The sequence below is a fragment of the Mesotoga sp. UBA6090 genome (assembly GCF_002435945.1).
GTDB lineage: Bacteria > Thermotogota > Thermotogae > Petrotogales > Kosmotogaceae > Mesotoga.
In genome coordinates this window covers 21205-36257 of record NZ_DIXC01000005.1, presented here as the reverse complement: position 1 = coordinate 36257, position 15053 = coordinate 21205, and the positions used below count along the sequence as shown (strand labels likewise).

The 15053-nt window shown below is 42.9% G+C and carries 14 protein-coding genes; 7 read left to right on the top strand and 7 right to left on the bottom strand.

Going from position 1 to position 15053, the window contains the following annotated elements:
• Positions 1-444: 444 nt before the first annotated feature.
• The 5 genes from B3K42_RS01245 to B3K42_RS01225 all read left to right on the top strand — a co-directional run bounded on the left by B3K42_RS01245 (position 445) and on the right by B3K42_RS01225 (position 5525).
• Positions 445-708, top strand: a complete 264-nt coding sequence (locus B3K42_RS01245) for a hypothetical protein (protein WP_110990354.1) — start codon at positions 445-447, stop codon at positions 706-708.
• Positions 683-913, top strand: coding sequence for a toxin-antitoxin system TumE family protein (locus B3K42_RS01240; protein WP_258367236.1), 231 nt, complete (start codon positions 683-685; stop codon positions 911-913). The genes B3K42_RS01245 and B3K42_RS01240 overlap by 26 nt, the downstream gene beginning before the upstream one ends.
• 926 nt (positions 914-1839) lie before the next feature.
• Positions 1840-3204 (top strand): ATP-binding protein, encoded by a 1365-nt coding sequence (locus B3K42_RS01235; protein WP_258367235.1) that lies wholly within the window; start codon positions 1840-1842, stop codon positions 3202-3204.
• Between the two features lie 784 nt (positions 3205-3988).
• Positions 3989-4615, top strand: coding sequence for a type IV toxin-antitoxin system AbiEi family antitoxin domain-containing protein (locus tag B3K42_RS01230; protein WP_110990352.1), 627 nt, complete (start codon positions 3989-3991; stop codon positions 4613-4615).
• A 4-nt stretch (positions 4616-4619) separates the two neighbouring features.
• Entirely contained in the window at positions 4620-5525 is a 906-nt protein-coding gene (locus B3K42_RS01225) for a nucleotidyl transferase AbiEii/AbiGii toxin family protein (protein WP_110990351.1), read from the top strand.
• A 973-nt stretch (positions 5526-6498) separates the two neighbouring features.
• Here B3K42_RS01225 and B3K42_RS01220 read toward each other — a convergent pair.
• A complete protein-coding gene (locus tag B3K42_RS01220; protein WP_292596360.1) occupies positions 6499-7329 on the bottom strand; it encodes a transposase in 831 nt (276 codons plus the stop codon).
• A gap of 295 nt (positions 7330-7624) precedes the next feature.
• Positions 7625-8431 carry a hypothetical protein gene (locus B3K42_RS01215; protein WP_110991286.1) on the bottom strand — a complete coding sequence of 269 codons (807 nt, stop codon included), beginning with the start codon at positions 8429-8431 and terminating at the stop codon, positions 7625-7627.
• A 774-nt stretch (positions 8432-9205) separates the two neighbouring features.
• On the opposite strand from B3K42_RS01215, the gene B3K42_RS01210 reads away from it, so the two are divergent.
• Positions 9206-9352, top strand: a complete 147-nt coding sequence (locus B3K42_RS01210) for a hypothetical protein (protein ID WP_220026686.1) — start codon at positions 9206-9208, stop codon at positions 9350-9352.
• Positions 9353-9928: 576 nt separating this feature from the next.
• Here B3K42_RS01210 and B3K42_RS01205 read toward each other — a convergent pair.
• Complete coding sequence (locus B3K42_RS01205) at positions 9929-10258, bottom strand: transposase (protein ID WP_292596356.1); 330 nt, start codon at positions 10256-10258, stop codon at positions 9929-9931.
• Between the two features lie 449 nt (positions 10259-10707).
• On the opposite strand from B3K42_RS01205, the gene B3K42_RS01200 reads away from it, so the two are divergent.
• Positions 10708-11469 carry a hypothetical protein gene (locus B3K42_RS01200; protein WP_110990940.1) on the top strand — a complete coding sequence of 254 codons (762 nt, stop codon included), beginning with the start codon at positions 10708-10710 and terminating at the stop codon, positions 11467-11469.
• 264 nt (positions 11470-11733) lie between these two features.
• Here B3K42_RS01200 and B3K42_RS01195 read toward each other — a convergent pair whose 3' ends face one another.
• The 4 genes from B3K42_RS01195 to B3K42_RS01180 form a co-directional block, all read right to left on the bottom strand.
• Positions 11734-12699 carry a thermonuclease family protein gene (locus B3K42_RS01195; RefSeq protein ID WP_110990939.1) on the bottom strand — a complete coding sequence of 322 codons (966 nt, stop codon included), beginning with the start codon at positions 12697-12699 and terminating at the stop codon, positions 11734-11736.
• On the bottom strand, positions 12696-13403 hold the full coding sequence (locus tag B3K42_RS01190; protein ID WP_110990938.1) for a nuclease-related domain-containing protein: 708 nt from the start codon (positions 13401-13403) through the stop codon (positions 12696-12698). Before B3K42_RS01190 ends, B3K42_RS01195 begins: the two co-directional genes overlap by 4 nt.
• Before the next feature lie 666 nt (positions 13404-14069).
• Positions 14070-14228 carry a hypothetical protein gene (locus B3K42_RS01185; RefSeq protein WP_181419111.1) on the bottom strand — a complete coding sequence of 53 codons (159 nt, stop codon included), beginning with the start codon at positions 14226-14228 and terminating at the stop codon, positions 14070-14072.
• A gap of 20 nt (positions 14229-14248) precedes the next feature.
• Positions 14249-14782 (bottom strand): hypothetical protein, encoded by a 534-nt coding sequence (locus B3K42_RS01180; protein ID WP_110990937.1) that lies wholly within the window; start codon positions 14780-14782, stop codon positions 14249-14251.
• Positions 14783-15053: the final 271 nt, after the last annotated feature.

The following is a 15053-nucleotide window of genomic DNA, read 5'->3' as shown; positions in this document are numbered from 1 at the left end:
GGGAATTCACTCTTGCAAAAAACATTCTCTCTTATTCTCTCGCGCTCATAAGTTCTCTCTTCTCGGAAAACGGAGAACCGTTGACGACAGACCTGCTCTGACTACCGAATACCTATGTTACCGGAATGAAAATAATGGAGTCACGAAAAATCGCGCCGTTTTTCGCGTCCTCTCGCCCTCTCTTTCTCTCTCTCTCCCTCTCTGCTCTTCCTTCTCTTACCAGATTCCAGACCCGGCTCATACGCTCCTCTCTCTCGGTCTTTGGACGGTGGAGCGTTGACGGTGGACCTGTTCTAGTTGAACGAATACTTATGTTAACTGAATGTAAATAATGGAGTCTGTCCCGAAAGGAAAGGTCTCCGAAAGGTCTTGAAAAATCCTTTGGAAGCAACGGATGCTATAATTTGGTAGATACTCTGATCAATTATGGAAGGGGGGACAGACATGATTATAGTCTCCAAGGAAGAATTACTTGCTTTCAAGAAGCTGGATCTCTTGTATCAGATGAATCTCTTGCGGGAGCAGTCAGCAAGGCTAGAGCGAAGGTACGATTGTTCACTAGAAGAGTTTAGAAGCCTTGTTAATGATTCTGATGAAAACTATGAAATGTGGGATGACTTAATTGAATGGGAAGCATGCCAGTCTGCTCTTTCAGAAGTAAGTTCGCTGATGGAGAGAATAAATGCAGAAGATATTGAAGTTCGTTGAAAAATCCTTACTCGTCCAGGACTTCAAGATTCATGACTTCAAGACCGGTAAGAAATTTGCATACATTAAGCTTGAAATCCACTTCAAGAACTCATCGAAGGTCTACATATGGGAATTTGTGAATGCCACACAGAGGAAATATTCTTTCCATTGGGTTGTCGACACTCGGACCGAGATGAGGTGGGATAACTCGCCCCATCAATAAAGCATTAGAACTCATCCGCATCACCTTCACCTTAATCAAAACGTTTTTCCTTCTGAATGCTCTGATCCTGTAACGATATTGGCATGGATCGAAAGCTTGCTAACGAAAAGTGAAGACCTTGCACCAGAAGTCATACTATCTGAAATTCAGAAACTTCGCTGACAAACGGTTGAAATCAGAATGATCAAAGTACCAAGTTGAGAAATGAAATAGCCAGCATTACTTGCACCAAGTCCGACATTCAAGATAAATCCGGATTCTTTGCGAGATCTCATTCCTGACCTTCCCTCAGAAAGATGTCCTGCTTACTGACACGCTAACCCCAGGATGCTTCTTCGGTGAAGGCAACGTTGACTTGTGTTGGAATAAATTCTTTCAACTTCTGATAACTTACATCTCGAACTTGCGAATTAGTGCACATCCTCCGCCACTACGTGGCGCTCCTCCCTCAAGGGAGGACTTAAGATCAGGATCATCAGGAGCCAAATACAAACACACGCAAGAACAAGAATTTTAGTAGCATTTAACTCTCTGACTCATGGGTAATGGTTAGCTGCCTCAAGGGAGGATTCAAATTCCAGATCAAGAGCGGTGAACATTCTCAGCTTCAAAAAATCGCCAGTAGTTTCATCATACACCTTCATCTTCATCCCGTGGAGCCTGACCCAAAGTGCTCCTGTTTGGGGGGCCTGCATGGGATCTCACTTTTCTCATCAGTCTCGCCCTCTCTCTATTCTCTCGAACCAGAGATTACAAATCAAGATCTTCGCGTTCTTCCAACCTCTTTCCTCTGGGCTCTTACATCCTTTTTTTCGACCCCTTCACGATCCCTGTATTACGGAGGCGCTTTCCACATAATTTGCATAATATATGGATTATGAATCCATAAAAAGCAAGAAGGTGGTATTATTTACTTGGTGATGAAGATGGATTTTTCGACAGTAGCATTTTACAATCCATGGTGGGACGAAAAAAGCAAAAATACAAACCTTACTTTCCATCTAGTTGACAAGTACGAGAGTAGCTCATTCAAAAGAGACTACAATGGCTTTTTTGATCTGTCTGGAAATAACCTGTATGTCGTCAGGGGGCCACGTCAGATTGGAAAGTCTACATTACTGAAGTTTAGCATAGCAAAACTCCTGAAATCAGGAGAGAGGCGCTCTATACTCTATCTCCCGCTGGATACCATATCCAGAGCCGATGAGCTCAGAGACCTTTTGATTCAATATTTTCAATTCTCCAGAAACGAGAAGAAACGATATATATTTATTGATGAAATCACGATGGTTGATCAGTGGCAACGTGCAGTCAAGGAGGTCCGGGACAATACAGAAATGGTCAATGACTTCTTTGCTCTGTCCGGCTCCTCTGCAAGTGACTTAAAAAGATCATCTGAAAGGCTTCCTGGTAGAAAAGGGCAAAGTGGCGCAGATATTCTCCTTCTTCCGTTGACTTTCAGGGAGTACCTGAGCTGCAAGAGAGTTGACGGACTTCCGAAATGTCAACCCGAGGACATTCTGAAAATGGTCCCGGCAGACTCCTTTGAGCTGCTAATTAAGGACAAAATTCTTGAAACTGAATTCTTCAACTATATAGCTTCTGGAGGATTTCCCTCGGCAGTTGAAGCTTATGCAAAAGGTGAAAGTCGCGAGACGCTGGTAAGCACTTTCTGGGAGATCCTGATAGGAAACATAGAGAGGTATGGTCTTTCAAGAGCGAAACTCATCCAGATACTTACCTATGTCTCGACCAGACTTTCATCACGATTCTCCTGGAGCAGCGCAGCAAGCGAGGCGGAAATTGACACAAAGACATTTCAAAAATACGTTGAAGTCTTGGGAATCGACTACTTGCTTCTTACCCTCAAGCACATGGATCAAAAAACACATCTCCCATCAGAAAAGAAACAGAAGAAGATATATTACTGCGACAGACTGATCAGCGACGTAGTATCGCAGAAGCTGGGTCTTCAGCTTGACAGAAGCGCAATACTGGAGAACATCATGACGACCAACTGCGCATTCGCCTTTGGAAAGAACCTTGGCAATGGGCTTGATTCGATTACTGACGTTGGTTACTGGTACTCAAAAGAAGGGAAAGAAATCGATTTGCTAGTAAGACACGTTCCGATCGAGCTAAAGTATCAGAACAGCATAACCCCCCAAGATCTCTCGACCATAAGAAGACACTTCAAGAAGGGTATTGTGCTTTCGAAGCACACTCTTGATCTTTCAGGAGATATAAAAATACTGCCTCTTCACATCTTCCTCGCGATTACTGGAAATTAGGTCTTTGCTGGATTAACTTCGGCGAAAATGGGGAGTGACAAATTCTCTGATGTCTGTACCCAATCAAAGAGCCGCTCTTCGCTGGTCGGTGAACGCTTACAAGAGCCGAGAATGAGGATATCCGAGAGTTCGCTGCGCTCACGAGAAGACGAGAGCGACCGTCTTGCGCTCCCTCCTCTTCTCACACTCCTTAACCAAGAACGAAGAACCTGGACGCGTAGCGTCGGAACGAAGAACCCTCTTTACAACAATAGTTCGCAACGCTCTTGCGAGACCCAAGACCCGGCTTTTCGTTCTTGTCGGCGGACGGAAAACCGTTGACGGTGGACCTGTTCTAGTTGAACGAATACCTATGTTAACGTAATGTAAATAATGGAGTCTGTCACGAAAGGGTCCTTCTGTCTTGCGCCTGTGAGATGGCTTCCCCNNCGTTCGCCCCTACAGAATCACCTAAGATTGTCATCCCACAGTCCCCCCGTACTGTCATCCCGTGATGCTTCTGCACGGGATCTCATCTCTTCAGTCTCTCCTTCTCTCTTACTCTCTCGCGCTCCTTAACCAAGAACCCGGACGCGAAGCGTCGGAACGAAAAACTTGGGCGCAGCGCGCCAGAAACGCTCTTTCGCTCTTGATAAAATAGAGTCTGTTTTTCCATGGCAACCGCAAAGCGGTTCGTGTCGTGTTTCTTAAGCTGCCATTATGGTAGAATAATTTGGATAGAACACTAGGCAAATATTTATAATTACATAGTGTTCTATCCACATAATCGCTGGAGGCCCTTTTAATGAGCAAGAAAACCGATATTGAGAAAAAAATAAAGTCCTGCTTCAAATATAATAATTATTTCCAGCGAACATCGCAGTTTCTAAAAGCGGGAATACACCCAAGGGAAATAAAGACGGCTCTAGAAAATGGATGGATTATCAGGATAAAACATGGTCTATATATGCTGGCAGATGCATACAATGGTCTTGAAACTGATCTTGTGGCAATTACTAAAGCAAGTAAATATACCGTTATATGTCTAGCTTCAGCACTCCAGTTTTATAACCTGACCACATACATCTCTCCAAAAATTACCATTGGTGTACCTAATAACGTAAGTCATCTCAAGTTTGAATATCCCCCCGTTAAACTCTATTACTTTGACAAAAGCACATACAAAATCGGTATTACCAGAACAAAAACGAATTCCGGGATTATAAGAATATATGACCTCGAAAGAACCATCTGCGATGCTTTCAGATTCAGGAAGGAACTTGGAGAAGACGTTGCCGTTGAATCATTAATAAATTATGTAAAACGCAAGGGTTCAAATATCTCAAAGCTAATGGAATACGCATCAATGCTTAGAATCAAAACGGTGATAACACCTTATCTTATACCCATTATAATATCCGCTATGGAGTGATTGTATGCGAAATATTGGGGCTTCGGTTAGAACGAAACTGTTGAACATTTCAAGACAGACAGGAAGATCCAATGAGTACTTGCTCATACAATACTTTTATGAGCGTTTTCTCTACAGATTAGGAAAATCAAAATACAGAAATAGACTGATACTCAAAGGCGGAATGCTGTTGATATCCTACGATTCTCTAAATAGATCAAGGCCTACAAAAGACCTAGATTTTCTTGCAAAAGGGCTTCCAATAAAAGCAGACAAGGTAAAAGCAATTATTGAGGAAATACTTAATTCCGCAGACTCGAATGATGGGGTGCTATTTGATGCAAACAGCATTCAGGTTGAGCAAATAACAGAAGATCAAGATTATAAAGGAATTCGGGTCTTTTTTGTAGCTCAGCTTGCCAATACTAAAGTAAAGACCCGACTTCATTTGGATATTGCCGTGGGAGACAGCATTGTTCCAAGTCCGATTGAAATGGAATATCCCGTACTTCTTGATTTTGAAGCTCCTAAGGTTATAGCTTATTCCAAAGAAACAGCTATAGCTGAAAAGCTTGAGACAATTGTCAAAAGAAGCACGGCAAATAGCAGGTTGAAAGATTTCTATGACATATACTACCTTGCTCAAACAACCAATTTTTCTCTCGATGTCCTCTCCAACTCAATAAAATCAACCTTCATGAATCGAGGAACTCCTCTTCCAGAAGAAACTTTCTTTCCCGAAATGATCAAAGACGATGCTGGTATGGAAATACGGTGGAAAGCCTTCATTTCAAGACACGGACAACTTACGGATATTTCATACCAGGAATTGGTTAAAAAGCTGGATTCTTTTACCAGACCAATTATGATGAAAAATCAAGAGGAAAGTATTTGGGATTTCAACACATGGTGCTGGGCATCTACCTTATAAACCAACAAAAATAACAAAGGAATGAACACCTTTGAGAACTATCCCTGTTTTTCAAGGCTCCCTCACGCGTTAGCGTGCAACTCGGTTTTCAGCTTAGCTACCTTATCAACAACCACGAAGTGGTTCGAAACAATTCCATAAGAGTTCATGACACCGGCTTAGTCGGTCGTGTCAATCCCGAAGGGATTCGCCCCGCTGCAAAGCAGCTCTTGCCTAAACCCAAGCGCATCTCTTGACCCTACCATTTTCCCGTAGAAAATGGGACCATATTTTCTACAGCGTCACTTTTTTTCGGTCTACCCCTTGGCCTTCTTTTCAGTGAAACGCTTAAAACATTTTCGAATTCGACAACCTTTTCATCGCTGAAGAACGGCTTTCCATCTGAACAGAGCTTTTGTTCAATGGGTTAGAAACAAGTACAAGAAACGAAAAGGTCTTGTACGAGCGAGAAAATGGTTGAAGAGAAACGCTCAGAGACACCCAAGCTCTTTGTTCAATGGACTATGGATATACACTATGCGGTTGGATAATAGAAGCTGGATGAATCGAGAGGTTCATGCTCGGTTCTGGGAGAGCCTGGGGGTTTAATCCTCCCGGGCCACTCAACAGATCAAGATCGCGCTCTTCATACCTCTCGCCTCTGACCTCAGGTCTTTCCCGAACTGACACCAAAAACCTGGACGCGTAGCGTTGAAGAACCGTTCCTATGCTCTTGATCTTAAATCCCCGCTCGAGCGGGGGGGACCGCTTGCGGTGGGGAGTGTGCGCTCTGAAGCACGCCTCAAACCGTGCGACCTTTACGAAACTTGAATTGGTATTTACCTCAATTCAGAGAACGGTTTACCGTTGACGGTCAATGTGTTTTTTTAGAGTGAACAGCAGTTCTTTGCCCGCAAAGCGGTACTGAAGGTGACTGGCCTGCGTTAGCAGACTGGCTCCCAAACGCTCCTATTATCTGTCCCGTTTTTCGCGTCTACTCCTTCTTCGGTCTCCCCCTCGGCTTACTGCCAAGTGGAACCCCGAGCTCCTTCTCAAGATCGGCTACAAGTTCCTCGGCAAACAACGGCTTTCCAGAAAACGTGTTTCCCCTGATTCTACTGAGAAAATCAAGTTCATCGGGAAAACCCAGAAATTCTCTCCAGCCTTCGGGATTCCAGTTAAGATCGAGTTCCTGCAGCGGAGAAAGCTTTATAATCCTAGAAGACGATGTTAAGGTCTGAGAAGTTAAAGTATCTTTCTCAGACACCTTTCCCGCTCCATGAAATGAAGAACTCTGGGTAATAGATCGGTCACTAACTAATCCCGGAGTTCTGTGCTCAGATTCATTGCCCTCATCTTCACTGCGAATTCCTGCCTCCTCAATAAATCCCACATGTTCTCTCGCGCTCGACCATTCATACTCCCAGGGAAACCGAACCATCTTCGCACGAACAGGATTTCTCTCAACATACCTCAAAGCTTCAAGAGCGTGATCATGATGCAGCGGACAGGAATAAAACCTTCCCTGCCAGAGATGACCCGATCTCCGGTTCTTCTTGTTGAAGTAGCTTGAGTATCTCATATTGGCGTACTTGAAAGTCATTGCCAGGGAATCTCTTCTTAGGGGAGCCGCTAAGAAATGAACATGATTGGTCATAAGACAGTAAGCGTAGATCTTCATCTGATACTTTGTAGAATACTCGCCGACGAACTCGATGTACTTCTTCCTGTCGGCAGAATCCTCAAATATGTTCTGCCTGTAATTGCCTCTCTGAGTAATGTGATGAACAACACCTTCGAATACAACCCGAGCAGCCCTCGGCATCATCATCACCTCTAACTGCAGAAATGTTCGCAAAAAAGGGGACTGACAAGTCTTCTAATGTCTGTACCCATTTTTGCATCACGTCAAGCTTCACTTCAGATTATAGCAAAAGACATTTGGCCCATTCTCTGTATTCTTCACCTATCCATCGTTTCTCTGACAGCCTAGATCCGGCTCTTATGCTCTTTTTTCTCTTCTAAGAGAACGGAGAATCATTGCCAGCATGTTCCTCCTATTGAATGAAGATCTCCGTTTCGATAATGTAAATAATGGAGTTCCTAAAGGTCCCTGATTATTATTCACTTGTCCCAATGAAAGATGTAGACCAAGGCAACAAATCTTTCGTTGTGAATTCACCTAGATCGATTTTGAAAGCAAGAACGAAATAGACAATCGCATCAAGATACCATTTGCGAAATATATAGAGTGTACTATGATCAAGATACACTTTCGAGTCTTTCACTATGTACGACGAAGCTATTGAAAACTCTTTCAGGTCTTCCGGCAGTCTATCTTTGAAAACGTCTAACTTCCTGCGAATCTCCTCATCAACTACACCGTTCTTGTGAGACAAACAGTGGCGAATCAGCCTGATTTCTTCGTATCTATCAAATACCATTTCAGGTGATGATGAGTAATCCTGCGGTTTGTCCATACCTAAATCTAAGAGAAACTTTCGGAGCGAACCTTCAATTCCGAAAGCAAAATGAACCCTACCAGCTACTTGCTTTTCGGTTATACCCTTTTCATGCAGATTCAGCAGATTGACGAACAGCTCTTCTAAGTAGGTATCCATAATAGCAACACTCTTGATGACAAAATTCTTAGCGACTTCATGAACAGCATTGACTGAATAGAAATCCAGTAGTTGAGAACGTGTAAATGTGAAACAGCTATTTGAAAAGGAATCGACAAAACTCATGAAACTGCTGTCTAGATTCCCTACTGTTGAGAGAAAGCTATCAACTCGAACAGAATCATATCTATTCCTCGTAAGATCAATAGCATTCAAGAATAGAGCAGAAGTATTATATAGACGCAATAGGTCTTTAGTGCAATTTCCAAAAAGTCGCGACACGATTTCTTTTGTTTTTCTGTCCACAATAGTCAACCTCCTAAGAATTCTAGCATCTCAAGGTACTGAAACAGTAATTCTGAGTGCAATAAGTTATTAGTCAGTCCCGCGGACGAACAACCAACAAGCAGCATTAAACCGATTTGAAATTCCATTAAGTGCTGTAGCAACCGAAATAGTGAAAAATGGAGTCCCAATTCTTCGAAACAGTTCTTCTAACTACCAGCAAAAAAGGGGACTGACAAGTCTTCTAATGTCTTATTTGCATGGCAAAATTGGAGCAAGGTAAGAAACAAACTGAAGAGAATGCAGCTCTGTCATTCTTCTTTCAATGAAAACGAAGTACAGAAGAGCACAGAACTAACGGTCAGACAGCGTGAAATCCTTTCGAAGCTTAAGATTCAAAAACGTCCAACCTTCTTGGAAATCCAGCTAAGAACCTAGCGACACACTCACAATCTTCACTGGCTCTATAACGCTTTCAGGGCAATGGACTTATGCGAATAACAATCGCCGCGTAAATTACTGTAGTGTCAAAAACGGAGTTACTATAGGACCAAAAGCTTCTGGCTCTCGAACGAAGTGCCACGTTACTGTAATGTTAATAATGGAGTCTGTCCCGAAAAAATTGGTCCCGAAAGGTCTTCTGATGTACCCCAGTTAAGCGGAAACGAGGCGATTCTTCCGAAAGCGATCAGGGGTCCGTTAATGCTCCTAATAGTAATTTTCTCTTAAGTTCTGATTTTTGGGCAGCTTATCGGTACTACTCAATACTCCGTTGTGGAGAGAGAAGTCTCGTTGATGAGTGAAGACGGTTTGATCCGCGGGATTATTACGCAGCCGGAAACAGAGTCTGAGAATATACCGGTGGTTATGCTTCTCTATGGACCTGTCCGTCAAATGAACGATCTAATAGTTGGCGGTACGGGCGAGACTATGTGCGGATGACTACAAAAATCCTTGCAGGGCATGGAATCGCCAGCCTGTAAATAATGGAGTCCTCGAAAAAGCCGCAAGCGAACCTTCAAGCGATCAGCGTCTCCTGGCAAGCGACCAGCGCGGATCTTTGGACGGTGGACCGTTCACGGCGGACCTGTTCCAATTGAACAAAGAACTATATTACACGGATGTAAATAATGGAGTCTGTCCCGAAAAACTCCTAGTTCATCGGGAAAACCCAGAAATTCTCTCCAGCCTTCGGGATTCCAGTTAAGATCGAGTTCCTGCAGCGGAGAAAGCTTTATAATCCTAGAAGATGATCTGGAGGTCCGAGTAGGTGAAGTATCTTTCTCAGACACCTTTCCCGCTCCATGAAATGAAGAACTCTGGGTAATAGATCGGTCACTAACTAATCCCGGAGTTCTGTGCTCAGATTCATTGCCCTCATCTTCACTGCGAATTCCTGCCTCCTCAATAAATCCCACATGTTCTCTCGCGCTCGACCATTCATACTCCCAGGGAAACCGAACCATCTTCGCACGAACAGGATTTCTCTCAACATACCTCAAAGCTTCAAGAGCGTGATCATGATGCAGCGGACAGGAATAGAACCTTTCCTGTCAGATGACCCGATCTCCGGTTCTTCTTATTGAAATAGCTGGAGTACCTCATATTAGGGTACTTGAAAGTCGTTGCCAGGGAGTCTCTTCTTAGGGGAGCCGCTAAGAAATGAACATGATTGGTCATAAGACAGTAAGCGTAGATCTTCATCTGATACTTTGTAGAATACTCGCCGACGAACTCGATGTACTTCTTCCTGTCGGCAGAATCCTCAAATATGTTCTGCCTGTAATTGCCTCTCTGAGTAATGTGATGAACAACACCTTCGAATACAACCCGAGCAGCCCTCGGCATCATCATCACCTCTAACTGCAGAAATGTTCGCAAAAAAGGGGACTGACAAGTCTTCTAATGTCTTTACCCATTTTCGCATCACGTCAAGCTTCACTTCAGATTATAGCAAAAGACATTTGGCCCATTCTCTGTATTCCTCACCTATTAATCCTTTCTCTGACAGTATAGGCCCGGCTTCGTCGTTTTGTCGGAGAACGGAGAACCGCTAACAGCAAACGAGTTCTAGTTGAATAAAGAACAATATTAAACTAATGTAAATAACGGAGTCCCCAAGGTATCTAGCTTCTACTACGTTACTGTGAAATAAATAATGAAGACTCATACAATAATAAATTTGTGATTATCATCTCTGTTGGGGATATACTATTCGGAGGACTGCTATTACTTGCTGGACTATATTGCAAACTCTTGAAAGCGATTTCTAGTATTGAATCAAGGAGGAGGATGAAATGGCTGGAGTCACTTCGCTTCGCATGTACGGAGAAAACTCTGCTACTTTTCTGCTTTTCCAAGCACTGTCGCAATGCCCAAAAGGAATTGAAGAACTGTTTCTGAATAATTTGAAAGCTTTTGGAACAGGCAGAAGGACTGAAAAGAAGAGCTTTGAAAATGTGGAAGTATGGTTGTTCCCAAATTTTGGCAGAGGAATTGGTTTTGGTGAGCCTGATGCACTCATACTCGCTGACGGGCTCGTATTCTGGGTTGAAGTCGAAACCACAATCAACTGCAAGACACGCTCTGCAGCTTTGAAAAGATCTCTCAGGCAAATGTGGCGCTTTCACTTGTTTCAGCTCGCAGTAAACAAAGGTATTAAGATACGTGACGGGAGCAAGGTGTTAATGGGGAGCACCCTCTCAGACGACAATTCTTTAAGAGATGCAAAGGTGAAAATTCGGGATCACGGTGTTCTCCGAAAGGACTTACCAAATCGTCTTAAGAAAGCTGGCGAAAACTTGCATGACCACTACGTTCTTTTAACTGTTGACAAACCTGTTGGTGGTGGTGAAGGCTATGAAAAGGAACTATGCAATGAACTTTCGAATCTAGAAAAAGAAGTTAGCAGTAACCTTTCCCATCCTTTGGACTCCGAAACGAGACTCCCTGTTGATAGATGCTGGTATCTCTACTGGAAAGGAGACATAGAGAGAAAGTATAATCAGCAAGGCTGTCATGCTTTCAAACTCGAAGATATCTATGTGCGAATTAAGTAGGAGTCGTTGTATCACAAGGCCTAAGGTCTCAAGATGGATAAGCATTAGGAGCAGAGGCTCCTGAAGATAAAATTTGTAGTTTGACTGAACAAAGACGAAGTGAATCAGATATGCTTTTTGTAGTGATAAGTGGACCTTACCCGCCCTAAGAGTTTTCGCTTGTTATTCTACAAGGTTCTGCTACTGTGTTCGAAGTCGCATGAGAGACTTCAATAATGCTTCCCGGAACGATATGGCAGCAAAACCAAGAAGGAACGAGCCGCGTCAGTCAAGTGAATACTTGACCAGCATAAGATATATAAAGACTCTGCCTCCTGTATAGGGCCCGATTGACCCAGATGTGAGAACTTCGTTGTTGAATCGAACGGTAGCCGTCAAATCTTTGTTCTTTGTCTTTGGCACAATGCTCGCAGTGAGCGAGAAGTATTGATTGTCCCATGATTCATCCAGCTCGATAACATGTACATGGGGGATTGTTCCCCTGATCTCCTGTCTGATCTTCGTGTTTGGGTACGACCTCTGAATGTCAATATAACCGCTGTAAGCTGTATCGAAGTCTCCTGTAACTGTAATCGAAAGAGTTCTGTTGGAAGTTTTCTTTTCACTAGTGTGGATTCTTGCCTCGAGAGAGGTTTCAGGGTTCTCATCCTCGCTCCAAATTCCGATCCGGTTGCTCTTCGCGTTATGCTTAGCCTGTTCCATGTATTCATAAAGCTTTCCTTTGACGTTAGTTTCAGGAACGTAATCACAGAGTCCATTCATAACCAGAAGGAGATTAGCAGATATCAAAACCTCCGTACCTTCAAGTTCATAAGGAAACCACAGATAGGACAGATAATTAGAATCAGAATCGTATCTGAAAGCAACGTATGAAATGAAGACATCGCTATCTAGAAGCACATTTCCCATTAGTGTGTTTGCTCTCTCCAAATAAGGAATGAAGGGTGGTTCTTCTCTTGGAAGTCTTACTCCAATCAGTCTCACCTTGGGAAAAAACCTCCCAATTGCAACATCCATATGAGCGGCGTCATCTATTCTTTCTACTTGCCCTTCTTCCATTTCTCTAAAGGAGGCGCTTAGATCGATAAACTCCCTTGCGTAAACCAATTCTTCTCCCGAGATGTCAAGAACAATGGGAGTAAGAGAAATCGCAAGAGATGCAAACATTAAAGTAAACACTATCAGTAAAGCCTTTGCAAACCGGAGGTGAAAAGCGACCGTAGAATTCACGATATCTTCGACCTCACATTTTCTATGTGAGCACTCCTCGTGTAACTGTCGGCGTGAGTGAACCCCATTAACTTCACGTAGATCCTGTCGACTTGTTCAGGATCAAATACATTCGGAGAACTCATCATGTCAAGCTTCACGTTTCTCAATAGGCTGTCTCTCTTCATAACAAATACATTTGGCAAATTGACATTCACTTTTTTCAAGGTGCAACGCTCACTGAAGACTATATATGACTTGTATAGTTCTGGATTTCTCAGCCCCGTCGCATGCTTCAGGGCCGTTATGTGGCCATTGTTTTGCCACACTGGATTATAGAAGTGATTCTTCTGTTTGTTCTCCAGGACCTGAGTCCAGGTTCTCCCCTTTTCATCGCGAAAGATCCAGCCGCTATAGTTCTTCGATTCAAATACATATATTCCGGTTTCAGCTATCATCAGAATATCTATCTCAGTAGTCGATCCGTCTGACTTTGGAAGATAGATATTCGTCAATAGTCGGTGATGCCTCTCAATTTTCTCGAGCCTGGAAAAGATAAGAAACTCACCGTAGTTCCCCTTATCGAACAGAATCTGCAGAAAGGAGTTGCCGCTCGAATTCTTATACGATGACTTCCTATACTTAAGATAGATGCTCAAAACATAAAGAATTACGAAGCCAATTGCCAGAAGTATGATTACAGCAAGAAACGTGTAGAGAGTCATACGGTACCTCCCCCGGATTCCCGAAAGGTCATTCCCTATACTGAAAGGATTATTGAGTCCCAAAGGTCCTGAAAACGCTTTCCCGAAAAAGGGCGGGTGGTTTCCAAAGAGTCTTATTTACTACTTATTTAGTGCTACAGTTGTTGTTCTTCTCTTTGCTTCTGCACTCGTTACATAGTTCTCCAGTAGTTGGTTTGCTACTGGATTCTTCAACATCAGTGCCAGTGGGATAGTTGGAGCAGTTCTTACACCAGTGCCATGTGTCCTTTCCCTTGCGTCGAACATAAATCGGTATGTTATCACTTCCTTTCAACAATCGCGGAAACCACCCTTTAGAGAGCAAAAGTGTTGCGCCTTTGTATTCTTGTTTCCTTCGGACCTACTAATGTACGACATTTCTGGGCTACAAGTTTGGTAACTTGCTGTCAATGTGTATGATTGCCCGCAATAACTCCCTATATTGCGAATCCACTGAAGAAACTCGGTCATAACTCAACACCAACGACAAGACTAATCGATGCGGAAGTAACGAAGCAACCTGGAAACCCTCTCAAATACTTAGCTTCTGTTTAATCAATTTCATGTTAGTTCAGTCGATCAAAGGAACTAAGTGAAGCTCGGACCTCTTGTGTTTGACAAATCAAGTTCCACAGTTCGGTCTTATTACTAATCACTGCTCTTCTCATCCGTGCTGTCTTCAAACAAAGGCTTCTGTTCATCCGGATCTTTCGACTCTTTGATTCTTCGCTTTGGGATTGGGAAAACTTGTCTTTCAGGTTCTTTCTGATTATTTTCATTTTTTGGATTCTTCTCTTCCTCAGCCATCATATTCATCTCCCTCCTGATCAAATGCTGATTATTAGCAACAAGAGGATTGCAAAAGTGATAATGCTGGCAATCCCAATATAGCTTGACAGTTCTAAACACCGAACTTTCTTATTGTTAGAATTCTCATTATCGATAATTGCCTCGGAGTAGAATCTCTCAAAACTCTCTAGGACAATTCTTGTTGGTTGTTTCTCAAGGGCATCAGTGGTCTTAATAGATACATCTGGAGTAGTCGTTGATCTTACTTTTAGGGAAAGAAAAGCAAACATCAAACCAAGTATTACTAAAGTGAAGAACGCAATATGAACATGCATAATCAGGAGACTTTGAGGCTGTTGCTTGCCCAATAGCATTACTCCTGCATTCGCCAAAATTGAGTAGAATATCAAATAGCTGGAACCCTTTGCATCTAGGCGTGTAGCTCTACCCCTTTCATCGTAGTAGTTTTCTTTGCAGATTTCAAACAGTACTCTCCTCTTTTCAAGTTCATCATTAGGTACAACTTCAAGGTTCTCAGAACATGAACTATGTTCATCGGTATCTGAGCACATATGACCCTCCATGTATTCTTAATCCGAAGATTCCATCTTTGACCCCTCACATAACTCCAGACAATCAACCGCTTTCTGAGCAATGTGCATAGGAACAACGAAATTCGACGTTTGCCTAACAATGCTTGTATTTTACTACTTTATCAACATAAAACAAAACTTACGCTCACAATCTTCACTGGCTCTATGACGCTTTCAGGGCAATGGACTTATGCGAATAACAATCGCCGCGTAAATTACTGTAGTGTCAAAAACGGACTTACTATGGGAC

Bases quoted from the DNA above. Each gene is read 5' to 3' on its own strand.
- B3K42_RS01245 (WP_110990354.1), top strand. From the start codon at position 445: ATGATTATAGTCTCCAAGGAAGAATTACTTGCTTTCAAGAAGCTGGAT.
- B3K42_RS01240 (WP_258367236.1), top strand. From the start codon at position 683: ATGCAGAAGATATTGAAGTTCGTTGAAAAATCCTTACTCGTCCAGGAC.
- B3K42_RS01235 (WP_258367235.1), top strand. From the start codon at position 1,840: ATGGATTTTTCGACAGTAGCATTTTACAATCCATGGTGGGACGAAAAA.
- B3K42_RS01230 (WP_110990352.1), top strand. From the start codon at position 3,989: ATGAGCAAGAAAACCGATATTGAGAAAAAAATAAAGTCCTGCTTCAAA.
- B3K42_RS01225 (WP_110990351.1), top strand. From the start codon at position 4,620: ATGCGAAATATTGGGGCTTCGGTTAGAACGAAACTGTTGAACATTTCA.
- B3K42_RS01220 (WP_292596360.1), bottom strand. From the start codon at position 7,329: ATGCCGAGGGCTGCTCGGGTTGTATTCGAAGGTGTTGTTCATCACATT.
- B3K42_RS01210 (WP_220026686.1), top strand. From the start codon at position 9,206: ATGAGTGAAGACGGTTTGATCCGCGGGATTATTACGCAGCCGGAAACA.
- B3K42_RS01205 (WP_292596356.1), bottom strand. From the start codon at position 10,258: ATGCCGAGGGCTGCTCGGGTTGTATTCGAAGGTGTTGTTCATCACATT.
- B3K42_RS01200 (WP_110990940.1), top strand. From the start codon at position 10,708: ATGGCTGGAGTCACTTCGCTTCGCATGTACGGAGAAAACTCTGCTACT.
- B3K42_RS01190 (WP_110990938.1), bottom strand. From the start codon at position 13,403: ATGACTCTCTACACGTTTCTTGCTGTAATCATACTTCTGGCAATTGGC.
- B3K42_RS01185 (WP_181419111.1), bottom strand. From the start codon at position 14,228: ATGGCTGAGGAAGAGAAGAATCCAAAAAATGAAAATAATCAGAAAGAA.
- B3K42_RS01180 (WP_110990937.1), bottom strand. From the start codon at position 14,782: ATGTGCTCAGATACCGATGAACATAGTTCATGTTCTGAGAACCTTGAA.